Below are 25,432 nucleotides of genomic sequence, written 5' to 3' on the forward strand. Positions count from 1 at the left end.
CCCCAAGGGGCACTTCACGAACGGAGCAGGATCATGAACCGCTTTGACGGACGCCGCGCACTGATCACCGGAGCCGGCTCGGGCATCGGCCAGGCCACCGCCCACCGGATCCTCGCCGAGGGCGGCCGGGTCGTCGCGGTGGACGTCGACGAGGCGGGCCTGGCGGCCACCGCCGAGCGGGCCGCCGCGGACGGCACCGCCGACCGCCTGGAGACCGCGCGGCTGGACATCTCGGACGAGGCCGCGGTGCGGTCCGGCGTGGCCGCCGCGGTGGCGCACCTCGGCGGACTGGACGTCCTGGTCAACGCGGCCGGCATCCTGCGCTCCGCACACACCCACGCGACCACGCTGGACTTCTTCAACAGGGTCATCTCGGTCAACCTGACCGGCACCTTCCTGATGATCCGCGAGTCGCTGCCGGCCCTGCTGGCGGGCCAGACGCCGGTGATCGTCAACTTCAGCTCCACCTCCGCGTCGTTCGCCCACCCGTACATGGCGGCGTACGCGGCCAGCAAGGGCGGCATCCAGTCGATGACCCACGCCATCGCCAGCGAGTACAGCAAGCAGGGGCTGCGCGCGGTGTGCGTGGCGCCGGGCTCCATCGCCAGCAACATGACCACCGGCCGCGGCCCGGGGCTGCCGGAGGACGCCGACATGAGCCTGTTCGTGAAGCTCGCCCCGGCCCTCGGCCAGGGCTTCGCCGGCCCGGAGACGGTCGCCGGCGTGATCGCGATGCTCGCCTCGGAGGACGGCGCGTTCGTCACCGGCACGGAGATCCGCATCGACGGCGGTACGCACATGTGACGGACCGGCGACGGCCGGAAACCGACGGTCCGTAGGGATCACCCGCGGGCCGGCGGCCACGAGAATGAGGGACGGCGCCCCGTGCGTGCCGCGTCGGGAGGGGCGTGGCAGGCGCGGGGCGCCGTCGTCCGTGCGGGGCGCTCAGGCCGGCAGGCGTTCCCCGTCGCCGGCCGTCCCGTTGCCGGCCGTTCCGTCGTCGGTCGGCTCGTCGGCCGTCCGGCGCAGCGACGCCAGGACGACGGTGACCAGCGCGCCGCCCACCGCCCAGGCGGAGAGCACCAACAGCGGTCCGGTCAGGGCCCGGCCCCGGAAGTAGGCGATCGAGCGCGCCGCCCAGGTGCCGGCGCCCGGTGGCAGCGCGGGGCCGATCGCCCGCCAGAACGGCGGCAGTAGTGGATACGGGTAGGCGCCGCCCGCGCTCGGGTTGCCGAACACCACGATCACCAGGATCGCCAGGCCGATGCCGATGATGCCCAGCAGTCCCTGGAAGGCCAGGGTGGTGGCGCCCACCGCGAAGACGGTCAGCGCGCCCAGCCCCCACAGTCCGAAGAGGCTGCCGGGCAGCGCGCCGAGGACCGGGCCGACCACGATCGCCCCGGCCAGCCCGGCGGCGATCGCGTAGAGCGCCAGCGCGGCCAGCCGGATGACCGCCCGCTGCCGGTTGGCCGGGCGCGCCCCGGCGCTGATCGCCAGGATCGCGGCGCACAGATAGCCGCCGACGCACCACCCCACGACCAGGTAGAAGGACGACAGGCTGCGGCCGTCGCCGGCGTCGGCCGGGATCACGTCCTCGGTGCGGACGGTCCGCCGTTGCTGCTTCTCGGCCGCCGTCACGACCAGTTCGACCGCCTGCGAGAGCGAGGCGCCGCCGCCGCTGGCGACCAGCAGCCGGTCGGTCGTACCGCGCGGATCGACGATCAGCGCGGCGTCGAGGGTGCGGTCGTCGATCTGGCGCCGGGCGGCCCCTTCGGAGGCCACCGGGCGCGGGTCCAGTGGTGCGCCGGGCAGCCGGTCGAGCTTGTTCACCAGTTCCCCGCGGACCTGGGCGGGAGCGACCACGGCGAGGGGCACCCGGTCCGGCTTCGGGCGGTGGAAGGCGCCGGCGTACGACGTGATGAACGCGACCATCAGGCCCAGCACCCCGATCACCAGGAGCGCCGCCCGGGCCGTCACCGCGCTCCGCACTTCCTGGGCGAAGGTGAGGCCGGTGCCGTCGTCGGTCGTGGCCATGCGCCGCTCCGTTCTGGGGTTCACAGCTCTTCCAGGGGCTTTATATCCCTTTTGGGCGATATCTTCCGACCGGTGCGCCCCCTGGGCGTGTGTTCGTACGGATGTTCGAAAGAAGCGTTATGGTGGAGGAAGCGAAACAAGGGACGCGAATACAGCCGGGGGGCGTATGAGGTGCAGGAGGTGCGGATGCCCGGGTTCACGCATCTGCACACCGCTTCGGGCTTCTCGCTGCGCTACGGCGCCTCCCACCCGGAGCGACTGGCCGAGCGCGCCGCCGCACGCGGGATGGACGCCCTCGCACTGACCGACCGGGACGGGCTCTTCGGCGCCGTCCGGTTCGCCAAGGCCGCCGCCGCGGCCGGCATCCGCCCGCTGTTCGGCGCCGAACTGGCCGTCGCGGAACGGGAACCGGCGTCCCGACCCACCGTCCGCCACCGCACCCCGGTGCGCGGCGGCGCCTTTCTCGACGAGTCCGCCGCCCGCGCCGTCTTCCTGGCCCGGGACGGCGCCGCCGGCTGGGCCGCCCTGTGCCGACTGGTCTCGGCCGCCCACGCGGACCGCGGCGCGGGGCCCGTCCTCCCCTGGAGCGCCCTGGAGTCCCTCACCGGCGGGCTGACCGTCCTGCTCGGACCGGACTCCGAGGTCGGCCGGGCGCTGGCCGCCGGCCGCCCGGACCGCGCCGCGAAGCTCCTCGCCCCCTGGCGCGAGCGGTACGGCGACGCGCTGTGCCTGGAAGCCGTCGACCACGGGCGCCCCGGCAGTGGTCCCGGCTCCCTCCGGCTGGCCGCCCGCACCCTCGGCTTCGCCGTCGACCAGGGCGTCCGCGCCGTCCTGACCAACGCGGTCCGCTACGCCGACCCCGGCCAGGGCCCGGTCGCCGACGTCCTGGACTCCGCCCGCCGCCTGATACCGGTGGACCGGCGCCGCCCCGAGACCTGGGACAGCGGCGAACGCTGGCTCAAGGACACCGCCGCGATGGGCCGCACCGCCGAGCGGATCGCCGAGGCGGCCGGCTTCCGCCGCGACCTGGCCCACCGACTGCTCGCCATGACCGAGGAGACCGCCGGGGAGTGCCGGGTGGACCCCCGGGGCGACATCGGGCTCGGCCGGATCCACTTCCCCGAACCGTCCCTGGTCGGCGCCGAACACCGCACCGCCGCCCGGGTGCTGCGCTCCCGCTGCGCCGCCGGGATGGTGCTGCGCGGCTACGACCGCGACCGCACCCACTGGGCCCGGCTCCACGACGAACTGCACACCATCGAGCGGCTCGGCTACCCCTCGTACTTCCTGACGGTCGCCCAAGTCGTCGACGACGTACGGAAGAGGGGGATCCGGGTCGCGGCCCGCGGGTCCGGCGCCGGGTCCCTGGTCAACCACCTGCTGGGCATCGCCCACGCCGACCCGGTCGAACACGGGCTGCTGATGGAGCGGTTCCTGTCCGGGCGGCGGGCCGCGCTGCCGGACATCGACATCGATGTCGAGTCGGCCCGCCGGCTGGAGGTCTACCACGCGATCTTCGACCGCTTCGGCGCCGAGCGGGTGGCGGCCGTCTCGATGCCCGAGACCTACCGCGTCCGGCACGCCGTACGGGACGTGGGCGCCGCCCTCGGCATGGACCCGGCGCGGGTGGACCATCTGGCCAAGGCGTTCCCGCACATCAGGGCCCGGGACGCCCGCGCCGCGCTGGCCGAACTGCCCGAGCTGCGCGGGGTGCGGGAGGGCGCCGACGAACGGCTGTGGCAGCTGGTCGAGGCGCTGGACGCGCTGCCCCGCGGGATGGCCATGCACCCGTGCGGGGTGCTGCTCTCCGACGCCACCCTGCTGGACCGCACCCCCGTCGTGCCCACCAGTGGCGAGGGGTTGCCGATGTCCCAGTTCGACAAGGACGACGTGGAGGACCTGGGGCTGCTCAAACTCGACGTGTTGGGCGTGCGGATGCAGTCCGCGATGGCCCACGCGGTCGCCGAGATCGGCCGGACCACCGGGGTCCGCCTCGACCTGGACGACCCGGCGCAGGTGCCGCCCGGCGACCCGGCCACCTACGGCCTGATCCGCTCGACCGAGACGCTGGGCTGCTTCCAGATCGAGTCGCCCGGCCAGCGCGACCTGGTCGGCCGGCTCCAGCCCGCCACCTTCCACGACCTGGTCGTCGACATCTCCCTCTTCCGGCCGGGGCCGGTCGCCGCCGACATGGTGCGGCCCTTCATCGACGCCCGGCACGGCCGCAAGGCGGTCCGCTACCCCCATCCCGACCTGGAGGAACCGCTGCGCGAAACCTACGGGGTGGTGGTGTTCCACGAGCAGATCATCGAGATCCTGCGGATCATGACCGGATGCCATCGGGACGAGGCGGACGAGCAGCGGCGCGCCCTGTCGGACCCGGAGGCCCAGGGCCGGGTGCGCGACTGGTTCGCCCGACGGGCCGGCCACCGCGGCTACGCCCCCGACGTCATCGCGCACACCTGGGAGATCGTGGAGGCGTTCGGCGCGTACGGCTTCTGCAAGGCGCACGCCGTCGCGTTCGCGGTGCCCACCTACCAGTCCGCCTGGCTCAAGGCGCACCACCCGGCGGCCTTCTACGCCGGGCTGCTCACCCACGACCCCGGGATGTACCCCAAGCGGCTGCTGCTCGCGGACGCCCGGCGGCGCGGGGTGCCGGTGCTGCCGCTGGACGTGAACCGGTCGGCGGTCACCCACCGGATCGAACTGGTGTCCGATGTGGAGGGTGCTCCGGGCATCTGGGGGCTGCGACTGGCCCTCTCCGACGTGTACGGAATGAGCCAGGCCGAGGCCCGGCGGATCGCGGACGGCCAGCCCTACCGCTCGCTCCGGGACCTCTGGCAGCGGGCCCGGCCGAGCCGCCCGGTGGCCGACCGCCTCGCCCGGGTCGGCGCCCTGGACGCCTTCGGCGCCAACCGGCGGGACCTGCTGCTGTACCTCACCGAACTGCACCACCACGGGCGGACCGCCCCCGGCGGCCAGTTGACGCTCCTCATGGGCGACCAGGGGACGGGGGGCCCTCCCTGTGCATGGGGGTCCCCCCGCCCGAACGAAGCGGAGAGTGGGGGAGGAGTCGAGAACTCGGGGGAGGCCGAACCGGTCGAGCCGGCCGGCCTGCCCGACCTCAGCGACGTGGAGCGGCTCAGCGCCGAGTTGGGCATCCTCGGCATGGACGCCTCCCGCCATCTGATGGCCGACCACCGGGAGTTCCTCACCGAGTTGGGCGCGGTGCCGGCCCGGCTGCTGCGCGACGCCCGGCACGGCGAGACGGTGCTGGTCGCCGGCGCCAAGGCAGCCACCCAGACCCCGCCGATCCGCTCCGGTCGCCGGGTCATCTTCACCACCCTCGACGACAGCACCGGCCTGGTCGACTGCGCCTTCTTCGACGACAGCCACGAGGCGTGCGCCCGGACCGTCTTCCACTCGTGGCTGCTGCTGGTGCGCGGTACGGTCCAGCGGCGCGGTCCGCGCAGCCTCAGCGTGGTCGGCAGCGCCGCCTGGAACCTCGCCGAACTGGCCGAACTCCGCCGCGCGGGCGGCCTGGAGGCGGTCACCGCCCGGCTCGCCGCCGCCCAGGAACCTGACGGCTCCCCGCCGGACGGAACCCCGGCGGACCGCACCCCGCCGGCCGCGCCCACCCGCGAGCCCGAGCCCTCCGCCGCAGGCCCCGGCCCCGGCCGCACCATCCGCCTGGAGACCGGCTACGAGATGCACCCGTGGGCGGACCTCCAGCCGCCCGGCGAACGCGCCGCCACCGGCCGCAAGCTGTGGCACGCCAGCCCCGGGAGCGCCGGATGAGCCCAGCACCGAAGCCCCCTGCCACCCCGCCGCCCCCGGCCGGTGCCCGGCGGCCGCCCGGCACGCTGTACGTCCGCTTCCGGACCGCCGACGGCGAGCCGGTCAACGCCCGGCAGTACGAGCAACTGCTTTGTCTGCTCGGCCAGTTCACTCCGGTCATCCAGGCGTTGCCGCCGGACGCCGCGCTCGCCGACGTCCGCGGCGCACTGCGCTACTTCGACCGGGACGCGGCGGGCATCGCCGCGCTGATCCGGCTGCGCGCACTGGCCTGGCACGGCGTGCGGTGCACCATCGGCGTCGGCGGCAACCCGCAACTGGCCCGGGTCGCGGCCCAGGACGCCCCGCCCGGCGGGATCCGCTCCGTGCCCGCCGACCCCCGGTCCGTCGCCGCCTTCCTCGACCGCCGCCCGGCCTCCGCGCTGTACGGCGTCGGGCCCGCGGCGGCCCGCGCGCTGTCCGCCTACGGGCTCGACAGCGTCGGCCGGATCGCCGCCGCCCCGCCCGCCACCCTCCAGCGGATCCTGGGCGCCCGGACCGGCCGGATGGTCTCCGAACGGGCCCGGGGCATCGACCCCACCCCCGTCACCCCCAACGCGGCCGCCCGCTCGCTCGCCGCCGAACACCGCTTCGCCCACGACGAACTGGACCCGGACCGGCGCCGCCGGGTGCTGCTCTCGCTCGCCGACGGACTCGGCGCCCGGCTGCGGGCGAGCGGACAGGCGGCCCGCGCGCTGACCCTCACCGTCCGCTACGCCGACCGCTCCACCACGACCCGCACCCGGCGACTGGACGCGCCGACCGCACACGGCCCCGCGCTGACCGCGGCGGCCTATGCGCTGCACACCGCACTCGGCCTCCAGCGGGCCCGGGTGCGTGCGCTGGCGCTGCGGGCCGAGGACCTGTGCCGCGCCGAACGCGCCGCGCGCCAGCTGACCTTCGACCCCACCGACGACAAGGCCCACCGCATCGAAGCGGCCGTCGACCGGGCCCGGGCCCGCTTCGGCACCACGGCGGTACGCCCCGCGGCGGCGCTCGGACCGGCGGCCCCGGGCCCGGCCCGGCCGTCCCGCCCCGCGCGCCCGTAACGCCGCCCGACGCACCGCGGGTGCCACGCTCCTCCAGCACCGCCGGCCGCCGGGGGCCTCAAGTCCCTTGACCGTATGTGCCCTTGAGGGCAGTGCGTCCGGCTGCCTTCCCCCTGCACGCAACCGGCGTTGCGCACCCGGTCGTGCGGTGCGGATCGGGTGCGGTTTCCTTCACCGTCACGCCACTGGTACGCCCTGCTTACCCGCTCGTAACTTACTTGGCAGTCACCACGTTGGCCCTTGCGATCCGGATCGCAGGTGACCGGCTCACGAAGCACTTCGGAAGCCCCTCACCCCCGCAAGGAGCATCGTATGAAGCTGCGTTGGTCAAGACTGTGCGCAGTCCTCCCGGCGGCCGCCCTGGCCCTCGGACTCATCACGGCAACCCCCGCGGCGGCGTCCCCCACCGTCAGCAGCGGCTGGAACGACTTCTCGTGCAAGCCCTCCAACGCCCACCCCTTCCCCGTCGTCCTCGTCCACGGCACCTTCGGCAACGCCGTCGACAACTGGGTCGGCCTCGCCCCCTACTTGGTCGCCCGCGGCTACTGCGTCTTCTCCCTGGACTACGGCCAACTGCCCGGCGTCCCGCTCTTCTACGGGCTCGGCCCGATCGACGCCTCGGCAGGGCAACTCGCCACGTACGTCGACCGGGTGCGGGCCGCGACCGGCGCGGACAAGGTGGACCTCGTCGGTCACTCACAGGGCGGCATGATGCCCCGGGTCTACCTGAAGTTCCACGGCGGCGCCGACAAGGTGCACACGCTGGTCGGGCTGGCCCCCGACAACCACGGCACCACCCTCAGCGGCCTGACCACACTGCTGGACCTCTTCCCCGGCGCCAAGCAGTACCTCGACAAACTCACCCCGGGACTGACCGACCAGGCCACCGGATCCGACCTCCTGGCCCGCCTCAACGCCGGCGGCGACACCCTCCCCGGCATCCACTACACCGTCATCGCGACCAAGTACGACGAGGTCGTGACGCCCTACACCTCGGGCTTCCTCAACGGCCCCGACGTCCACAACGTCGTGCTCCAGGACCTGTGCGCGCTCGACCTCTCCGAGCACGTGGCCATCGGGACCGTCGACCGGATCGCCTTCCACGAGACGGCCAACGCACTCGACCCGGCGCACGCCACCCCGACCACCTGCGCCTCCGCCGCGAGTTGAGCGCCGGCCCGGCCCGCGGTCGGCGCGCGGGCCGGGCCCCGGGCCGGGTGCACCCGTCAGCGGTTCAGCGGGTGCCCCGGCCCGTCCGGCGCAGCGTCAGGAAACCGCCGGACGCGCCCGCCAGCACCACCGGGATCAGCAGCAGCCACCCGGAGAAGGCGAGCACCCCCGCGGTCAGCACGGAACTGGCCAGCCCGCCGTACCAGAGCGGGGTACGCCGTGGCAGCAGCACCAGCGCGGCGGCCAGTCCCGCCAGGGTCACCGCGGCCAGGCAGGTGGCGGTGGCTCGCATCAGCAGGCCCAGGTCGGCGGCGCCGGACGCGGCCGGCACCGCGAGGGCCGCCGCCACCGCGCCCAGCACCGCCAGCGACCGGCGCGGCACCTCGCCCGGCGCGCCGCCCTTGGCCAGCCAGCGGGGCGCGGCACCGTCCCGGCCGAGCGCCGCGCCGAGCCGGGAGGCCCCGGCCAGGTAGGAGTTGACCGCCCCGAAGGTGAGGAACAGCGCCGCCGCGGCCGCCACCGGGCGGGCGGCGGTGCCCACGCTCTGGGCGAGCAGCGCGGTCAGCGGGGTGTCGGTGCGCGCCGCGGCCGGCCCCAGGGCCCCGATGGTGGTGACCGCCAGCCCCAGGTAGAGCACGGTGATCACGGCGAGCGTACGGCGGGTCACCCGCGGCAGGTCCCGCGCCGGATCGGCGAACTCACCGGAGAGGTGGCTGGCCGCCTCCCACCCGGCGAACGCGAAGAACAGCACCGAGGCCGCCGACCCCACCGACGCCCAACCGCCGGGCAGGAAGGGCGTGAAGTGGGCCGCGGACACCCGCGGCGCGGCGGCCAGCACCGCGCACAGCAGCACCGCCGCCAGCACCCCGCCGAGCAGCAGTTGCACCCGGCCCGACATCCGCAGCCCGACCGCGTTGGAGACCAGCGCCCCCACGAGCACCGCCGCGCCGACCGCGGCCGCCCCGACCGCGCCCCAGCCGGCCGCGTCGGCCACGTACTTCCCGCCGATCCAGGCGGCCGAGACCACCCCCAGCGGCACCGCCCCGTAGAACCACCACCCGACCACCGCCGCGGCCCGCGGCCCGATCGCCCGGTGCACATACGTGGCGACGCCCCCGCCGTCGGGGAACCGCGCGCCCAGCGCCGCGAACGACGCGGCCACCGGCACACACATGGCCAGCAGCACGACCCAGGCCAGCAGCGAGGCGGGACCGGCCGCGGCGGCGGCCAGCGACGGCAGCGTCAGCACACCGGGACCCAGCACGGCGCCGGCACACAGCGCGGTACCACTGCCGACACCCAGCCGCCGTACATCCGGCCGTGCAGGAGCGGGAAGAGATGTTTCTTGTACGGACACAGCCGCAGACGCTAATCGGAGCTTTGCCTTTATTGGCCATGTGCCGAACCAAATTCGGTCGTGCCCCGCATCATGGGGTCATGGACGACATTGATTCGGCGATTGTCCGGGAACTCCAGCGCGATGCACGGCAGACCAACCGCGAACTGGCCGGCAAACTGAACATCGCCCCCTCCACCTGTCTGGAGCGGGTCCGCGCACTGCGCGCCCGCGGGGTGATCACCGGCTACCGCGCGACCGTGGACCTACGCGCCCTCAACCGCCCCGTACAGGCGCTGCTGACGGTCCGGATCCGGCCCATGAACCGCGAGGTGATCGAGCGGTTCAAGGCGTTCCTGACCTCCCTGCCCGAGGTCCTCAACGTCTACGTCGTCGCGGGCGGCGACGACTTCCTGGTGCACGTCGCGGTCCCGGACGTGGACCGGCTGCACGCCCTGCTGATGGACCGGATCTTCAAGCGCCGTGAAGTCGTCGACTGCCGCAGCTCGGTGATCTACCAGCACGTCGCCAACGACATCATCGAGCCGCTGCCGCCCGAGCGGTCCTGACGGGACCGGCGGGCGGCAGCGGTGGACGACGACCCGGCCGCGGCGGACCGTGCGGCTCAGTCCTGCTGGCGGGCGGCCTTGCGGCGGGCGGCCGTGAACAACACTCCGGCGCCCAGGGCGAGCACCGCGGCGCCCCCGATGGCCAGCGGGGCGGTGGAGCCGTCGCCACCCGTCTCGGCCAGGCGCCTGCCGTCGACCGGCGCCGCCGCACCGTCCGGGTGCGCACCGACCGCGCCGGAAGCGGCGTCCGGCGACGGGGCCCGGCCGCCGGCCGGCGCCGCCGCGGCCGGCTGGTCGTGACCGCCGCCCATGGCGTGGTCGTGGTGGCTCATGTCCATCGAGGACTTGTCGGCACCCGCCGCGATCTGGCGGTCGGTCGGCGCAGAGGCCGTCGGTGCGGGCGCCGAGGGGCTCCCGGCGCCGCCGCTGTCCTTGCCGAAGACCACGTCGGAGCAGGTGTAGAAGGCTTCCGGGCTGTCCGAGCGCTGCCAGATGCTGTAGATGAGGTGGCGGCCGGACCGGGCGGGCACCGTGCCGTCGAAGACGTACTCGCCGTTGGTCAGCGTCGGGTTGGTGACCTTCGCGAACGGCTGGGCTTCCAGGTCGGACCACTTCAGCGGCTTCGTCGGGTCGTAGCCGTCCTTGGTGAGGTACAGCTCGAACGCGCCCTTGTGCGGGGCGGTCGCCTTGTAGTGGAAGGTGTGCTTGCCGGCCTTCATCGCGGTGGACGGCCAGTCGGCGCGCGGCAGGTCCAGGCCCTTGTACTCGTCGTTGCCGGCGCTGCACAGCTTGCCGTCCGGGATCCGCTCCTTGGACTTCCCGCCGGCGTTGCCGTCCCGGACGCCGTTCCAGTCGTACAACGCCTGGGCCCCGCCGGCCTGCACGGCGGCCTTGCACGCCGCGGACCGCGGGTGCTCGGGGCCCTCCGCGTAGCAGGCCGAGACCCGGCTGACCGGGTCCGACATCGACCCGTGCGCGGCGGCCGGGGTCGCAGTGAGCACGGTGAGCGCCATGGGGGCGACGCCGAGCAGCGCGATCCCGGTGGCCTTGCGGCGAGCGGTCATCGTGGGGGTCTCCTTCATCGGGTGCTTCGGTTTCGGGTGCTTCGGATTCGAGTGCTTCGGATTCGGGCGCGCGGCGCACCGGGTGGGGTGCGCCGCGCGGACGGGGGGGGCCGGCGGGGGTGGGGGGTCGGGCGCGTCCGGAACCGGTGCCGCCCCCCGATGAACGGCACCGACGGGCCCGCGAACCCGCCTTGCGAAACTGACGCTAGCCGCCCTGAGCAGCGGATTTGAGGCCCGACGGCCGATCCGGCGGATCCTTATGGTCGCGTTAAGGAGTGCCTAAGCGGGACCACAGGAAAGGCCCTACGGGAGCCACTAGTTGAGGCGCTAATCGTCCGTGACAGTCCATGGAAGTCCACTCCGATTCGCCGGAGCTGGCTCTCCTTTTGGCTCCCAGGCCACTCAGTTCTGGCTCCCCGGCAACATGCCGTGAGCCGCCGCAACGAGCGCCGTCGACCCTATAGACCGCTGCGCATACATGGAGGCGCCATGACGCTCGCCCGTTACGCTGGTACGCACCACCAGAGAATGGAGGGTGCCCCCCGAATGGGACCCAAGACGGCCAAGGCTTACGAGGCGCTGCGGGCAATGCTTGCTTCTGGCGAGTACGCGCCAGGCGACAAGCTGCCCTCTGAGCGAAATCTCGTTGAACGGTTCGGCATTGGGCGAACCGCGCTTCGACAGGTTCTGGCACGGCTGGTTGCAGAGGGATCGCTGGAGGTGCGCGGCCGAAGCGGCTACCGGATCCCGGGGGCCGTGAGCGTGAAAGCGCCTGAGGGGCTGGAGCCGTGGCAGATCCACGGTGAGCGGGACATCTACGACAATGAGTGGGTCAAGCTACAGCTCTGGGATGTCGAACCTCCCGGAGTGGAGCGCTTCGAGCACCACGTAGTGCGGCTCCAGCACGTCGCCATCACGGCTGTCCTGGACGATCAGGACCGCGTGCTCATGCTGTGGCGCTACCGCTTCGTCCCGCAGCAGTGGGGCTGGGAACTTCCCGGCGGGATCGTGGACGCTGGCGAGGATCCGGCTGAGACGGCGCGGCGGGAGGTCGAGGAGGAGACCGGCTGGCGCCCGGAGTCCGTAGAGCACGTCGTCACCTATCAGCCCATGGTGGGCATGGTCGACTCACCTCATGAGATCTATGTGGGGCACGGTGCCTCACGGGTCGGGGACCCCACGGACTTGGAGGAGGCCGGCCATGTCGAGTGGGTTCCGCTCGCGGACATCCCGGGTCTGATGGCCCGCGGGCAGCTGATGGGGTCCGGGACTCTCGTCGCCCTGCTCCACATCCTGGCGAGCCGCCAGAAGCCGCGCCCTAGAGCTTCGCGCTGAGGAGATCAACGCGGCGACGCTGGCGGACCGATCCAGTGCGGTTCGCCAGCAGCCGGGCCTGCCGTACCTGGGAGTGCGCCTCTTCGTACTCGGCCCGTGCCAGATGGGCGTGCGCAAGATCAATGTGCAACCCTGCCTGAGCGCGCACGAACGTCGGATCCACCAGCGCCAGCGCGTCGTACAGGCTGTTCACGGCCCCGCCGTCGCCCAGCATCGCCAGGACGTGCCCGCGCCAACGAGCGAGATGCCCGCTGTTGAGGAAGACGCTTGGGAAATCAGGGTCACGGTCTTCCGGGCCAGAAGGGATGATCGCGGCTGCGGCGTCAAGTGCCCGGCGAGCGTCGTCGGGCATGTCAGCGTGGGCGCACAGCTCCGCCTCCGCCGCGTACAGCCACGCCTGGAGGCGTGGAGACCCTGCCCGGCCGAGCAAGCGCTGCGCTTCACGAACAAGGTCCGCCCCGAGGGCAGGTCGGCCAGCCTCCATGAGGACGTATGCCTGCTCCGCTGTGGCATGTGCGAGGTGCATCGGCGCTTCTGCATCGCGGGCGGCGCGCTTCGCCAGTTCGTAGTGTCGCCACGCTCGATCCACCGCGCCGACGTCAATGGCCTGCCATGCGGCGCAGGTCGATGCCCCCACAAGCTCAAGCGCAACGGGACGACGTGCGCTGGGAAGCACGGCAAAAGTTAGAGCCTCTTCGAGGGCTGCCAGGTGTCCCGCCATTTGATCGACCAGTGCCGACGCGCCCCGCTGACGGTCCATGGTGCGCAGTAGCTCAGTTTGGTCGTTGAACGCCTTCACCATGGACTCGCTGACGCTTTGGGCCGAGTCGATCCTGCTCAGAAGTTCGTCATACCCGTCGGCCATCGCCGGTGCGAGCGCGGTCGGGGAATCCCTCAGTTCTGCATCCGTGACTCCGAGAAGTCGCCGGAGGATCGTCGCGTAGCGGTCCGAAATGGTGCGCCGACCGTTCTCCCACTCAGATACGTAGACCCGCAGACTTGCGGTCGAGGCAACGTCGATGACGTGCCGTCGGGCGAACTGTTCGATCTCGCGGACCAGCCGCTCTTGAGACCATCCGTGCGCCGTGCGCACGTTCCTAAGTCCTGTGCCCACAGGTAACCACCTAGCCATAGCTCCGGTTGCCGTTTACTCCAGGATGCCTTACGTCGTCGCAGGTCAACAGGGGTTAACAGCAGTGTAGTTAACCCCTGTTGGCTACCGGCACCCCCTCTCTGGAGGGTCTCCTGGAAATGCACCAGGGCGGTGACGCTGACTCAACTCAGCGAATCGCCTTGACTCTGGTGCGCACCAGATGCCAACCTTCTGGTGCGCACCAGAAGGCGGGCGAGTCCCGGCCTCAGTGTGCGCGTTGGCCCTCGTTTGGCCAGCGTGACAGCACGATCCGCACCACAGAACGACTGCAGTTGTCGCTGCTTACATGCAGCGGCCGGGGTTGATAGCACCACCAAATCCCCCGGCCGGCGACGACTGTCGCACGTGGACATCGCTGATGCGCTGTCCGCTCGTCAGGACACCGGGATGCCCGTGTGCCCTGTCAGGCGGAGAGCGCACCCGCACCCCTCTCGTCGCTATTCGAGGAGTCCTCATGCCTGTTGCTGCTACTCGCCAGGGCCCTGCCAGCACCCGCACCAAGGGGGAGCGCCCGCGGCGCACCCGCACCAAGAACGTGTCCCACCTCCCCGTCCTTCAGGTCAGCACCCTTCCCGCCCAGGAACTCGACCTGGAGCCCGGCGGGGAGCGCCTGATCTGCCCCGACTGCCAAACCTGGTGCCCGATCACCGGCCTTGGTCAGCCGAAGCTCGTTCCCCACACTCGCGTCGGAGAGTCGAAGGCTCCGCGCTGCAAGGGCACCAACCGACGTGTGGCCCTCGACGTGACCGTGGAGGACTGGCGCGTGGAGATGGACGGCATGGTTCGGGACGCCGCGTCCCGGCGCTCTGCCCGCCAGTTCCACAAGCCGCTGCCGGCCCCGGCCACACCGATCCACCGGATGAACCAGCCTCACCGGCCCACCGCCGATGAGGCACTCGCCACCTACGGCGCCCACCGCAAGCAGTGCGCGACCTGCACCGGCCGCGGTGGCTGTGTAACCGGCATCGGCCTGGCCCGCGACTACGCCCGGCTGAAGCGCCAGGAGGAGGCCAAGCGGCTCCAGACCCGGTCGAGGACAGACCAGTGGGCGGCGGTCACTCCGGCCGCGCAGACCGCCGCGATCCAGCGGGTCCGCGACGAACTCACCGCCACGCTCCAGCAGCTCAACGCCAAGCTCGACCGGTTCGAGCGGGCACAGCTCGACCTGCGCATCACCGAGCTGGCCGACACGCTGTGGTGGCGCCTGTAAAAACTCGCAGCACGAACGACCACGGCCCTGGTCACCCTCCGCTGAGGGTGACCAGGGCCGTGGCTGCTCGTACCGAGCGCCAAGTAGGCGCGGGCCCCAGGGCTGCAACCCCTGAGGCCCGCCACAGGCACACCTAGTGAGAGGCACACCTGTGTTGACGCACATCTTCGCACCCCCGCCTGCCACTTCGCCGGACGGTCAGGAACAACCGAGCCAGCCGGACGAGTTCCTGCGCCGTGCCCGGCAGGCCGACACGCAGCAGGCCGGGGGTGGTTCCCGGTGAGCGACATCGCTGAGCAGCAGGCAGCCGATGCGCTCGCCCAGCAGCGCATCGAGTCGGCCCAGAGGGCCGCCAAGGCAGCCGAAGACGCCAAGCAGCAGGCCGCGGTGCTGCGGGGCGAGGCCCAGTGAAGGAGCCCGAGCCGCAGCACGACCGCGCTCCCGACACCACCGACGAGATGCCACCGCTGCCCCAGCGTGAACCCGGCGGTTCCCTGTAGCCCCGGTCGTGCCCAGCCCGATAGCCAGGGCCCGCATCACGCACCACGCGGCGATGCGGGCCATGGCTCGCCACGGCGTCCACCACCCGGTGGCCCGCGCTCTGCTCGCCGCGGCGGCTGGCGCTGCCGCAGGCGCGTACGCGGCGGGCCACCGGGTCCTCGACATCCACACGACACCTCGATGAAAGGGCGCCGCTGATGCCTGACGCTTCAACGTTCGCCGCTACCTTCGCCGCCTTGTACGTCGCTCACAGCGTGGGTGACCACTGGGTGCAGACCTCGTGCCAGTCCGCCGACAAGGGTCGCCCCGGCTGGGTCGGTCGGCTGGCCGGCGCCCGGCACGTCGCCACCCTGACCGCCACCAAGCTGGCCTTACTCCTCCCCGTCGCCGCCATGCTCGGCCTGCGCCTCTCGACCCTGGGCCTGGGGCTGGGGCTGGGGCTGGATGCGGCGACGCACTGGTGGGCCGACCGCCGCAGCACCCTCGCGTGGCTCGCCAAGGTCACCGGCAAGGCCGAGTTCTACGGGCTGGGCACCGCAGCGCACCCCGCGCACCCGGTCACCGCCAAGGGCGCCCCGGCCGCGCACCTGGGAACTGGCGCCTACGCGCTGGATCAGTCCTTCCACCACCTGTGGCTGCTGATCGCAGCCGTCCTGATCACCACCATCTGACCCCGAACGGCAAGCGGCCCCGGGATTGCCCCCCGGAGCCGCTCTTGGGCCGCCTACCTGAAGGGATCACGACCCGTGAATGCCCACCGTACTGCCCGCAAGAGTGGTCCCTCACTGAGGGACCTGCGGACCATCACCCGCGAAATGCCCGTCATCACCGCACAGGTCGAGGTGCTGGACGCGCAGATCGCCCTGCTGAACCGGCCCCAGTCCAAGCAGGCCGTGCGCGAGCTGCGGCACGCCGAGGCGCGGCTGCTCAAGGCTCGCCGCGAAGCGGCCAACGGCCCCCGCCGCACCGGGAAGTCGCCGGTGCGCGTCGAGCTGGGAACGGCGGTGGCCGCATGAACGCGCTGGCCATGTCCGACCTCGCGGCGCCGGTGCAGGCGCTGGACGTGCTGGTCGCGGCGTCCCCCGACCTGCCCGCCGTGAACGTGACGATCTCCCGGATCTACCCGGATCGGTTGGAGCTGTCCTGCCACGACGGTTTCACCGTCTTCGAAGCCTGGCGCGAAGCCCTGGCGATTCCGCCCGAGGCGGTCACACACGACGAGCTGGACAAGGACACGCGGACGCTGGAAGCCGACATCGACTTCGCCGGCGTCCGCCTGCGCCTGATCGGCTACAGCTGCAACCACCGCCAGATCGAGATCCACAAGGCGGTGGCCTGATGCACAGCGCTCCTTCTCGCCGCCCTCTGACCACGACCCAACGCTGGGTTCTGGGAGCTGCGTTCGCCCCGATGCTCGCCACAGGCGTCGCCGGCGGGATCGGCACGTTCAGCAACATCTCCGGCATCTACGGCAACGGCACCGCAGTAGGTGCGGTAGCCGCCGGTGAAGGCGCCACCGCGGTCCTGGCGCTGGTCCTGCTGGGCCAGACGCTGCTGGGCCAGCCCTCTCCGCTGATCTTCCGCGTAGGGCTGTGGGCGCTGCCGATCGCGGCGTCGGCGATGTCGGCCATGGCCGCACCCGACTCCAGCCGCACGGTGATTTACGCGCTCACGCCGATGGGCATGTGCGTGTCGGCCGAGGGCATGGCGTTCTTGGCCCGGCGCATCGTCGTCCACCAGGACGGCCGGGACGTCGAGGCCGACCGCAAGGCCGCCGCGGTGGTGCAGGCGCTGGCGTATCACCGTGCTCGCGCGGCGAATCACCCCGACGCGGACCTGCGGGCCAAGTCGGAGCGGGAGTCGTGGAAGCTGGCCCGGAAGGTCGGCACCGGTGACACGACGCTCGCTTCGCGGCTGTTGGAGGTTCAGCGGGAGCGCGTCACGGTCGGCGCCGACGCTGCCATCGCCGACATGTTCACCGTCACGGCGCCCGCCACGCCCGTGACGGAAACCGTCGTGCCCGTGACGCCGAGCCTCACCACCGCGAGCGCTCCGCCCGCATTGGAGAGCGCCTCCACGGGCGACCGTGACGCTGAAGGCACGCAGGTCAACGCGCAGGACACGCCCTCGGAGCCGCTCGCCGTCACGGGGACGGAGCAGACCGTGACGCCCGTGACGCCCCCCGTGACGGAGGACCGGTCCGATGTCACGGCCGCGACGCTGGAGGAGCTCGCGGCGGTGGCAGGCGTGCCCACGCCCGTGCCGGGGGAGCGGCTGACCGATGAGCAGCTCGTGGTGGTGCTGCGGCACCTGCGCTACCGCGACGATCCCCCGCTGTCCTACCGCCAGGCCGGGGCGGACTTCCGTGACGCCGGATACGTCGGCAGCGAGCAACGCGTGCGCAAGGCGTGGGGCGCGCTGATGTCCCACGAGGAAGCCGACACGGCCCGAGACGTCGAAGTCGGCGAGACCGAGAAGGACCAGTAGTCCGGCACCACCAGTGACGGTCAGCCCGCCCGGCGGGCTGACCGTTGCTGCGACTGCCGGAAGTCGACACAGGCACCGCAGACCCGGCGAGCAGCCGGTGAGTGACCCGACCGCGCGGCCATACCCGCGTCCGGTGAGCAGATCCGCCAGCAGACCCGGTGAGCGCTGCCACAACCCGACACACCAGCAGCCGATTTCACACACCCACACCTGACATCGCCCAGGAGAAACCCATGTCCATCAGCACCCACACCACCTGGCCCGAGGGCCTCATCGCCCGCTACCTCACCGTCGGCGGCGCCACTGTCGACGTCAGCCACGACACGCTCTACCTCGCCGACACCGAGCCGAACGTCACCACTGCCAGCTGTGAAGGCGCCGGCTGCGAGGCCTACCACAACGAGGAGTGGGGGCAGTACGCCTACCGCTTCAACAACGGCAGCAGCGCGGCCGACGAGCAGGCCGGCAAGTGGGCCCAGGCCCACGCCGAGAAGTGCCGCGCGATGCCGCGCCCGGATCAGCCCTGATGGCGCGTACGAGGTTTTGGGACCCGGACGGGGCCCGCTACGGCATCCCCACCTACCCCTACCAGCTCGCCCCTGACGGGCTGGCCACCCGCCGACAGCTCCGCGCCCGCGGACTGCGGCCCGGCGGCCAGCCCGTCGCCGCGCAAATCCTGTGGCGCTCCCGCCGCACGCGCAGCGGGGTGCGGGTCGCCTACCTCTACCGTCTCGATCTCGCCCGCCCTGTCCGGCCGATGACGCCGGCCAAGTGGGCTGCCTTGGAGCGGGCGTTGGCCGCGCGCCGTAGGTGCCCCTGCTGTCGGCGGGATGCGGGCTACACCCTCCCCACCTCACTTGGCACCTGCCTGCCCTGCGCGGAGTCCCCCGCGCTCGCCGCCTGAACGGAGACCTCTTCATGTCCCGCAAGACCGTCTCTCGCCTCGTCGTGACCGTCAGCGCGGTGCTGGGGGTGGCCAACGCCGTCTCCATCGGCTCCAAGCTGGCCGCCTACGACGTCCCGCTGTCGCTGATCGTCTCGTGCGCGCTGGCCTGCCTCGCCACGACCGTGTGGGTCGTCGAACTCCTCACCAGGGCGTTCGCCTCGACGACATACCGGTGCCCGGACCCGGCCTGCTCCTTCACGGTCCGCGTCCAGCACGTCGACGCCGCGGAGAACCGCCGCTGGCAGGAGACCGCCGCCGAGCACCCCACCCACCTCTACCGCGTCTGAACGCCCGCCTACCTGCAGAGAGGACTTTCATGCACTCCGAGAACGGCCCCGAAGCGGCCCAGGGAAAGCGTCTGGTGCCCTTCCACTACGTCCTGACCGGCCAGAGCCACCGCGGTGAGATCGGCACGGTTGGCGGCGTTGTGGAGATCGACGTGAACCATCAGGACGCCTCCCGCGGCGCTGGTTTCACCTATGCCCGTGAGCTGCTGTGCAAGGAGATGGGCGGGGTTTCCGCGATCTTGTTCTTCTCCTTCGAGCGCAACGCGCTCTGACGTCCCGTCATCCGGCCACCGGCGCCTCGACCTCGCTTCCTAGGGCCATGTCGAGGCGCCGGTGCACTCCGAAGGAGCGTTATCAGTGTCTGACACTGCTACTGAAGTCACCAGCACCGGCCCGGCCACCTCCGCGTCGGCCGAGGGGGCGGTGTTGGAGGGCACCCCGGTCCCGATCGAATTCACTCTCACCCAGGCCCCGGCCGAGGTCACCACGCCGTCGCAGGAGCGACCGGCACGGCGCCTGCGGGCGCTTCCCGTCGCGTTGTTCGGGGCGGAGGCGTTGTCGACGGGGTCGGCGGCTGTGTACTCGGCGGCCGGTGTGACCGGCACGCTGACCGCGGCCGGCGTCACCGTGGGCGCCGTTGCTCTGGCGGGAGCAGGCGTGGCCGCCGCCCGCTCCCGCCGCAACCGCCGAGGCCCCTCCCGCACCTCCGGGTTCGGTGCTGGCGGGCTGGGCCGTGGGCGTTGGGGTGGCGGCCGTACGGGGGCTGCCGGCAGCATCGGCCTGGGCCACGCTGCCGGTGCGGGCTCCCGCGGCCGTACCGGGTACCGCCCGGGTCGTGCCGGGGGATATGCGGCGGGGGCCGGTTCGTGGTCTCCTTCTGCCCGGCCTGGCGCTCACGGTGGCCGGTCCGGCACCGGCGCCGCCGCTTTCGGGTCCTCGCCGCACACCTCAGCGGCCACGGCTGGTGCCCGGCATCGTCCCAGCTCACCTCACCTCCGCTCGCCCCGGACCGGTTCCGGTTCGGCCGCGGGCGGTGTCGGCGGCGGGAGCGCAACCACCGGCGCAGGCTCCCGCTGGTCGGCCCGACCGGGTGCGCGGGGTGCTGGCGGCGGGGTGTCCCTGTCGAAGCCTGCGGGTGGGGCGCGGTCGACGCTGTCAGCGGCTGCCGGCCGCGCCGCACGGGCAGCCCAGCGCCACGCGGTGGCAGCGGGCGGTAGGGCCGCGCAGTTGTGGGAGTCGCCGACGGCGCAGTCGGCGCGGGAGCGGATCCGCCAGGCCCGCCGGGACCTGGCCAAGAGGGGGAAGGCGGCCGTGCCGTTCCTGCTGCGCGCCGCCCGCGCCGGACTCCTGGCCGGGGCGGCCGGAGCGCTGGCCGCGGTGCCGGGGCTGCTGCTGAAGGGCGTGGCGGCCACCGCTGGTGGCCTGCTGCGCTTCTTCGGCCTGGCGCCCCGCACCGGCAATGCCTGGGGGTCACGCTTCGCTCGCTGGGGCCCGAAGGCCGCAAAGCGGGTGTTCACCAAGCTCATGGCGTCGGCGAAGGCCAAGTACGCCGACGCGGTCAAGGGCGACGTCCTGACCGACTTCCCCGAGCCCGGCCGCCGCACCACCAGCGCCGGCGGGTTCGGCTGGTCGACCGACCATTTCGGAGGGAATCTGGTGTCCGTCTTCACCCGTCAGACCGAAGCGGTGCGCGCGGCATACGCCCGCTACGAGCCACCGATGATGCTGGCGGTCGCCGCCGAATACTGGGGGCTGGCGGAGGGGCTGACCTCGACGGGGGAGGCGATCCGGCAGCTGGCGGTGAACACCGCTGACAAGTACCCGGCAGACAAGCGCATGGCCGACCAGGTCGCGCAGGTCTACTCCCTGCTGCACCAGGCCGCGCAGAAGGCCGCCGAGGTCGGCCCGATCTTCGCCAAGGTCCACGAACACGACCTGCGGCGCCACGAGGAGCCGCGGCCGGGCGAGCACATGTGGAACATCCTCGAACGCCGCCAGGACGGCGGCTTCGACCAGCGCCAACCGTCCCACTTCGTCGCGGTCACCCAGGACGTCGCGCACGTCTACTCCCGCTACGAGCCCGGCCACATGCGCCAGGTCGCCGCCGAGTTCGAGGGCATCCCCACCGGGATTGAGCACATCGCCGCGACCGTCCAGCTCCTCCAGGTCCGCAGCAACGAGCGGTACCCCGTGAACAAGGCGGTCGTCGACGCCCTCGCCGACGTCCACATCCTCCTGCTCAAAGCCGCCTCCGCGGCGCAGGAGTTGATGCCGTCCTTCCGGCGCCTGCACGCCCCCGACATCGCCCGCCACGAAGCCCCCCGCAACGGCGAAGAGGGCGAAGCCATGTGGGACGTCTAGCCCCGCCGCCCACCACCGACCACCACCCCGGCCGTTTCGTGCGGCCGGCACCCTGGAGGACATCCATGAACTGGCTTGAGATCGTCTGCCGCATTCTCCTGCCGACGCTGCTTGGAGCGCTTGCAGTGTGGGCCGGTATCACCCGAATCCCCTGGACACCGCCCACCGACGAGGACTGAAGGACTCGTCACCGGCGGACAACGGGGCCTGCTCCCCCTCCCGGCTCATGAGGCACCGCAGCGCCCCTCCCGCATCTCCCTGCTCCCGTGGGCCGGACACACCGTGTGTCCGGCCCGCGCCTTTTCCCCTGCGCCTTTGAGGAGTTCACGATGGCTCGCAGTGCGCCTGCCCTGGACTGGGCCTGGCACCTGACCCCCGCCACCGCCGCCGCCGTGGTGGCCGGTGGCGCCTACAGCATCGCCGCCGTCGGCCAGACCAGCGGCCTTCCCGCCTCCTACGCCCTGCTCGTCGGCGCGGCCGGCGCCGCAGCACAAGGCGGAGCCGACCTCTACCAGCGCCGCCCCCGCGGCCACCTGGTCGCCCGCTGCACCGCATGGCTGACCGTCGGCGGCTGGACCGCCGCCACCTTGGCCACCGGCACCGCCCTGACCTGGACTTCGACCGGCTGGTGGGCGGCCGGCACAGCGGCCGGGGTGACCCTCGCGCACGGCCTGGTCCGCGCCGAGGAGACCGCCAAGGCCCAGCGCGCCTCCCGGCGCCTGCAGAAGTGGGCCAACACCCACGCCAAGGAGTGGCACGAGCGCCTGGCCCGTCTGTTCCGGCTGGAGGGACACGAGGTCGAGGGCGTCAAACCGTGGAAGTCCGACGTCGGCTACACCGTCCGCGTCCGCATGCCCTCCGACACCCCCGAACTCCCCGCCGACGCCATGCGCAAGCTCTCCGCTGATCTGCGGCTGCCCAAGGGCGGCAGCATCCAGATCCTCGACGGCGAAGTGCACGGCGAGGTCCACATCCGGGTGACCGCCAAGGACGTCCTGGCCGAGACCATCGACTTCCCCGAGGATCTGTCGGCCACCAGCATCTACCAGCGCCTGGAACTGGGCCTGCTGCCCGATGCCGAGCCCGCCAGCATGCCGATGGCCGACACCTGCGCCCTGGAGATCGGCCAGACCGGCTCCGGCAAGTCGAACCTGATCAACGTCACCAACGTCCAACTGCTGCGCACCGTAGATGCGGTGGCGTGGCACCTGGACGTCACCGGCGCCGGCATCAGCCTGCCCTGGCTGCGCTCCTGGGCCGTGGACGGCACCAGCCCGGTGCCGCTGATCGACTGGACCGCCGACACCGTCGAAGAGGCGCACATCATGCTCGATGTCGCCATCGCCGCCATCAACACCCGCAAGATGGCCTACCAGGACCTGATGCACGAGGTCGACGACGACAAGATCCCCGTCAGCCCCGACGTCCCCGCCATCATCCTCGTCGTCGACGAGATCGCCGAGCTGCCGCACGACCTGCTCGCCAAACTCGACACGGTGGTGAACACCGGCCGCGCCGCCCGGGTGCGGACGGTGATCTCCGGGCTGCGGGCCACCCAGGACGTCATCACCGCCGCCATGAAGAAGCAGAGCAGGGCCCGCATCGGCATGCGCGTCTCCGACCCCGAGGAACTGCACCACCTCTTCCCCAGCGGCGGATCCCGCCTGAACCCCAAGGCAGCCGCCCACAAGGGCTCCGGCCACATCGGCGCCCCCGACGAGGACGACGTCGATGGCGATGCGCAGCCGTTCAAGTGCTACCGGATCAAGCCGAAGGTCATCAACGCCATCGCCCCCAAGCTCGCCGACCGCCGCCCCACCGTGGACGCGGTCAGCCTCGACACCGAGCCGGGCCGCTACTACGCCAGCCGCTGGGGCCGCATCCTGCCCCGCCTCTACAAGAACAAGCAGCTCCACGCAGCCACCCACCCCTACACACAGCTCGATGTTCTCTGGCCGCCGTTGGACGAGATCACCGGGACCCCCGTCACGACCAAGGGCAAGCCCCGCACCACCGCACCCACCCCGACCACCACACCCGCGAGCGCGGGCGGCAGTGAGAGCGCTCCGGTCCGGCCGGCACGGTTCGGGTCGCAGGCCCTGGCCGCGCTGCTGGCAGCCCCCGCAGCCGCGACCGCGCCAACGCCGGCGCCGACCGAGTCGAGTGAGGGGGAGGTGATCCGGGCGGAGTTCGGCCGGGTCGTCCAGCAAGCCGGAGCCCCGGCCGACCGGCCCAACCCCGTCCCGCAGCTGCTGACCGACGCGCACAACGCGGTCGTCGCCGCGGGCGGGCGGATGTTCACCGCCGACCTGGCCACCAAGCTCGACATGGAACCCCTCGTCCTCGGCAGCGAACTGGGCAAGCTCCTGCGCGACGTCGGCATCGAGCGCCCGGGCAAGGGCAGCGTGCGCATCGGCAAGGGCGAACCCAAGTCCGGCTACCTCTCCGAGACCCTCGCCGCCGCCATCCGCGCCTACGCCACCAACAACACGCAGTAACCATCACGGGGTGTGGGGGCCTCCCACAGACCTGCCCCCACACCCCTCCCACAAGCCCCCACAGTGCTGTGGGACTCCCACACGCCTGTGGGAGTCCCTGACCTGCGTGTGGGGGCGTGGGACTCCCACAAAAAACAAGCCCCAACCGCCCTCCAGGTCCGCCCCAGAGGCGTTTGAGGCGCTTCTCCCCGCGAACTGTGGGACTCCCACACGCACTCCCCGACACAACTACAGAAGGTGACAGTCGTGATCCTGCCGATCAGCGCCCTGGTCCTGTCCGCCGTCCTCACGATCGTGATGCTGCGCACCCGCTACCTCCGACTCGGCGGCGCCTTCACCGCCGCATGCCTGGGCTACTTCCTCGCCGCCAGCGGCGCCGCCCCCGCCATCAACACCTTCTTCACCAGCATCACCGCCGGCATCGCCTCCCTGACCCACTCCTTCGGATAGGACCCGCCATGCCCCTCACCCCGATGACGTCGGCCGAAATCTCCGAACTCCTCGACCACACCGACATCTGCCGCCTCCTCGACAAAGACACCACCCGCCTCCTCGACGCCTCCAACACCGCGACCCACGCCGCCCCTTCGACGCCCGTGTGCCAGCACCAGCCCGGCCCGGCAGAGATCGAGGCCATCTGGCACCACATCCGTGCACAACAGCCCGTAGTTCTCCCCCCGGCAGTCCCGCAGCAGGCACAGGGGTCGGTCCGGCTGGATGCTCCGCCGGTCGCGCAGCCGATTCCGACCTGGGCCAAGAGCACAGCCCTGCTGGCGCCGACCGTCGGCGGCGGAATCGCCCTGGCCGCGGTCGGCCTCTCCGCCGCGGCCCCCGGGCTTGTGGCCGTGAGCCACCTCCTCTGGTCGGCGGTCGCCGCCATCGCCGCTGGCGGAGTGTTCGCCGCGGTTCTCATCGGCCGCGTCCGGGCCCGCATCACCGCTTCACCACGCGAGATGCAGCGCCCGCACATCACCCAGCACATCACCTCAACCGGCCTCTTCGGCCGCGCCAACGGCACCATCAACCACCGCTGAGGAGATCACTCATGGCCATGGGCGAAGTCCCGATCACGATCACCGGCAACCTCACCGCCGACCCCGAGCTGAAGTTCACCAACTCCGGCGCCGCCCTTGTGAAATTCACCGTCGCCTCCACCCCCCGCACCTACGACAAGAACAGCGGCCAGTGGACGGACGGCACGGCCGCCTTCTTCCGCTGCGCCGCATGGCGCCAGCTCGCCGAGCACATCGCCGACAGCCTCACCAAGGGCTCGCGCGTCGTCCTCTCCGGCCGGATCCGCCAGCACAACTGGCAGACCGAGCAAGGTGAGAACCGCTCGATGCTCGCCGTCGAGGTCGACGACATCGGCCCCAGCCTGCAGTTCGCCACCGCCACCGTCCAGCGCACCCAGCGCCCCACCCCGGCCGCAGCCGACAGCGACCCCTGGGCCGGAGGACTCGCCAAGCCCGCCCCCAACAGCCCGGGACCCGCTACGCCGCCGGCACTCGACGACAAGCCCCCGTTCTGACCCCCAGGACGCAGCAGGGCGGCCCGCGTCTCGCCAAAGCCTCGGGCCGCCCTGTCTCCTCATCCTCTGC

General features: G+C 72.2%; 25 protein-coding genes. 21 read left to right on the forward strand and 4 right to left on the reverse strand.

What is annotated here, in order from left to right; genetic code table 11:
• The first annotated feature begins 33 nt into the window (after window positions 1–33).
• Window positions 34–804: an SDR family NAD(P)-dependent oxidoreductase gene (locus tag ACFVT2_RS19570; RefSeq protein ID WP_390019256.1), complete on the forward strand. Its 771-nt coding sequence runs from the start codon at window positions 34–36 to the stop codon at window positions 802–804.
• 141 nt (window positions 805–945) lie between these two features.
• Here the strand turns inward: ACFVT2_RS19570 and ACFVT2_RS19575 are convergent, their stop codons facing one another.
• Entirely contained in the window at window positions 946–2,034 is a 1,089-nt protein-coding gene (locus tag ACFVT2_RS19575; RefSeq protein ID WP_390019259.1) for a DUF3533 domain-containing protein, read from the reverse strand.
• Window positions 2,035–2,220: 186 nt separating this feature from the next.
• Between ACFVT2_RS19575 and ACFVT2_RS19580 the strand changes: the two genes are divergently transcribed.
• The 3 genes from ACFVT2_RS19580 (at window position 2,221) to ACFVT2_RS19590 (ending at window position 8,087) form a co-directional block, all read left to right on the forward strand.
• Window positions 2,221–5,832, forward strand: coding sequence for a DNA polymerase III subunit alpha (locus ACFVT2_RS19580; protein ID WP_390019261.1), 3,612 nt, complete (start codon window positions 2,221–2,223; stop codon window positions 5,830–5,832).
• Window positions 5,829–6,917, forward strand: coding sequence for a hypothetical protein (locus ACFVT2_RS19585; protein ID WP_390019264.1), 1,089 nt, complete (start codon window positions 5,829–5,831; stop codon window positions 6,915–6,917). The genes ACFVT2_RS19580 and ACFVT2_RS19585 overlap by 4 nt, the downstream gene beginning before the upstream one ends.
• Before the next feature lie 312 nt (window positions 6,918–7,229).
• Window positions 7,230–8,087, forward strand: a complete 858-nt coding sequence (locus tag ACFVT2_RS19590; protein ID WP_390019266.1) for an esterase/lipase family protein — start codon at window positions 7,230–7,232, stop codon at window positions 8,085–8,087.
• A gap of 64 nt (window positions 8,088–8,151) precedes the next feature.
• Here ACFVT2_RS19590 and ACFVT2_RS19595 read toward each other — a convergent pair whose 3' ends face one another.
• Window positions 8,152–9,444 carry an APC family permease gene (locus tag ACFVT2_RS19595; protein WP_390019268.1) on the reverse strand — a complete coding sequence of 431 codons (1,293 nt, stop codon included), beginning with the start codon at window positions 9,442–9,444 and terminating at the stop codon, window positions 8,152–8,154.
• 80 nt (window positions 9,445–9,524) lie between these two features.
• Between ACFVT2_RS19595 and ACFVT2_RS19600 the strand changes: the two genes are divergently transcribed.
• Window positions 9,525–9,992 (forward strand): Lrp/AsnC family transcriptional regulator, encoded by a 468-nt coding sequence (locus ACFVT2_RS19600; protein WP_390019271.1) that lies wholly within the window; start codon window positions 9,525–9,527, stop codon window positions 9,990–9,992.
• 56 nt (window positions 9,993–10,048) lie between these two features.
• Here ACFVT2_RS19600 and ACFVT2_RS19605 read toward each other — a convergent pair whose 3' ends face one another.
• Window positions 10,049–11,056, reverse strand: a complete 1,008-nt coding sequence (locus ACFVT2_RS19605; RefSeq protein WP_390019273.1) for a lytic polysaccharide monooxygenase — start codon at window positions 11,054–11,056, stop codon at window positions 10,049–10,051.
• A gap of 546 nt (window positions 11,057–11,602) precedes the next feature.
• Between ACFVT2_RS19605 and ACFVT2_RS19610 the strand changes: the two genes are divergently transcribed.
• A complete protein-coding gene (locus ACFVT2_RS19610) occupies window positions 11,603–12,391 on the forward strand; it encodes an NUDIX domain-containing protein (protein ID WP_390019401.1) in 789 nt (262 codons plus the stop codon).
• Here the strand turns inward: ACFVT2_RS19610 and ACFVT2_RS19615 are convergent.
• Window positions 12,375–13,505 (reverse strand): helix-turn-helix transcriptional regulator, encoded by a 1,131-nt coding sequence (locus ACFVT2_RS19615; RefSeq protein ID WP_390019275.1) that lies wholly within the window; start codon window positions 13,503–13,505, stop codon window positions 12,375–12,377. The genes ACFVT2_RS19610 and ACFVT2_RS19615 overlap by 17 nt on opposite strands.
• 493 nt (window positions 13,506–13,998) lie before the next feature.
• Here ACFVT2_RS19615 and ACFVT2_RS19620 point away from each other — a divergent pair, with 493 nt between their 5' ends.
• The 15 genes from ACFVT2_RS19620 (at window position 13,999) to ssb (ending at window position 25,362) form a co-directional block, all read left to right on the forward strand.
• Window positions 13,999–14,754 carry a hypothetical protein gene (locus ACFVT2_RS19620; RefSeq protein ID WP_390019277.1) on the forward strand — a complete coding sequence of 252 codons (756 nt, stop codon included), beginning with the start codon at window positions 13,999–14,001 and terminating at the stop codon, window positions 14,752–14,754.
• 279 nt (window positions 14,755–15,033) lie between these two features.
• The gene (locus ACFVT2_RS19625) at window positions 15,034–15,165 is read left to right on the forward strand and encodes a hypothetical protein (RefSeq protein WP_390019279.1); all 132 of its coding nucleotides are present in this window, start codon (window positions 15,034–15,036) and stop codon (window positions 15,163–15,165) included.
• 287 nt (window positions 15,166–15,452) lie between these two features.
• Window positions 15,453–15,926 carry a transcriptional regulator gene (locus tag ACFVT2_RS19630; protein WP_390019281.1) on the forward strand — a complete coding sequence of 158 codons (474 nt, stop codon included), beginning with the start codon at window positions 15,453–15,455 and terminating at the stop codon, window positions 15,924–15,926.
• Between the two features lie 75 nt (window positions 15,927–16,001).
• Window positions 16,002–16,271: a DUF6284 family protein gene (locus tag ACFVT2_RS19635; protein ID WP_390019284.1), complete on the forward strand. Its 270-nt coding sequence runs from the start codon at window positions 16,002–16,004 to the stop codon at window positions 16,269–16,271.
• The gene (locus ACFVT2_RS19640; protein WP_390019286.1) at window positions 16,268–16,594 is read left to right on the forward strand and encodes a hypothetical protein; all 327 of its coding nucleotides are present in this window, start codon (window positions 16,268–16,270) and stop codon (window positions 16,592–16,594) included. Before ACFVT2_RS19635 ends, ACFVT2_RS19640 begins: the two co-directional genes overlap by 4 nt.
• Window positions 16,595–16,665: 71 nt before the next feature.
• Window positions 16,666–17,742: a hypothetical protein gene (locus tag ACFVT2_RS19645; RefSeq protein ID WP_390019288.1), complete on the forward strand. Its 1,077-nt coding sequence runs from the start codon at window positions 16,666–16,668 to the stop codon at window positions 17,740–17,742.
• A 233-nt stretch (window positions 17,743–17,975) separates the two neighbouring features.
• A complete protein-coding gene (locus ACFVT2_RS19650; protein ID WP_390019291.1) occupies window positions 17,976–18,269 on the forward strand; it encodes a hypothetical protein in 294 nt (97 codons plus the stop codon).
• Window positions 18,269–18,646, forward strand: a complete 378-nt coding sequence (locus ACFVT2_RS19655) for an RRQRL motif-containing zinc-binding protein (protein ID WP_390019294.1) — start codon at window positions 18,269–18,271, stop codon at window positions 18,644–18,646. The genes ACFVT2_RS19650 and ACFVT2_RS19655 overlap by 1 nt, the downstream gene beginning before the upstream one ends.
• A gap of 14 nt (window positions 18,647–18,660) precedes the next feature.
• Window positions 18,661–18,975 carry a hypothetical protein gene (locus ACFVT2_RS19660; RefSeq protein ID WP_390019297.1) on the forward strand — a complete coding sequence of 105 codons (315 nt, stop codon included), beginning with the start codon at window positions 18,661–18,663 and terminating at the stop codon, window positions 18,973–18,975.
• A 29-nt stretch (window positions 18,976–19,004) separates the two neighbouring features.
• Window positions 19,005–19,247: a hypothetical protein gene (locus tag ACFVT2_RS19665; RefSeq protein WP_390019299.1), complete on the forward strand. Its 243-nt coding sequence runs from the start codon at window positions 19,005–19,007 to the stop codon at window positions 19,245–19,247.
• A gap of 928 nt (window positions 19,248–20,175) precedes the next feature.
• Window positions 20,176–21,336, forward strand: a complete 1,161-nt coding sequence (locus tag ACFVT2_RS19670) for a hypothetical protein (protein ID WP_390019301.1) — start codon at window positions 20,176–20,178, stop codon at window positions 21,334–21,336.
• Window positions 21,337–21,665: 329 nt separating this feature from the next.
• Complete coding sequence (locus ACFVT2_RS19675; protein ID WP_390019304.1) at window positions 21,666–23,834, forward strand: hypothetical protein; 2,169 nt, start codon at window positions 21,666–21,668, stop codon at window positions 23,832–23,834.
• Between the two features lie 246 nt (window positions 23,835–24,080).
• Complete coding sequence (locus tag ACFVT2_RS19680; protein ID WP_390019306.1) at window positions 24,081–24,284, forward strand: hypothetical protein; 204 nt, start codon at window positions 24,081–24,083, stop codon at window positions 24,282–24,284.
• An 8-nt stretch (window positions 24,285–24,292) separates the two neighbouring features.
• The gene (locus ACFVT2_RS19685; RefSeq protein ID WP_390019307.1) at window positions 24,293–24,868 is read left to right on the forward strand and encodes a hypothetical protein; all 576 of its coding nucleotides are present in this window, start codon (window positions 24,293–24,295) and stop codon (window positions 24,866–24,868) included.
• Window positions 24,869–24,879: 11 nt separating this feature from the next.
• Window positions 24,880–25,362: a single-stranded DNA-binding protein gene (ssb, locus tag ACFVT2_RS19690; RefSeq protein ID WP_390019310.1), complete on the forward strand. Its 483-nt coding sequence runs from the start codon at window positions 24,880–24,882 to the stop codon at window positions 25,360–25,362.
• Window positions 25,363–25,432: the final 70 nt, after the last annotated feature.

It is taken from the genome of Streptomyces sp. NPDC058000 (genome assembly GCF_042886435.1).
GTDB lineage: Bacteria > Actinomycetota > Actinomycetes > Streptomycetales > Streptomycetaceae > Streptomyces.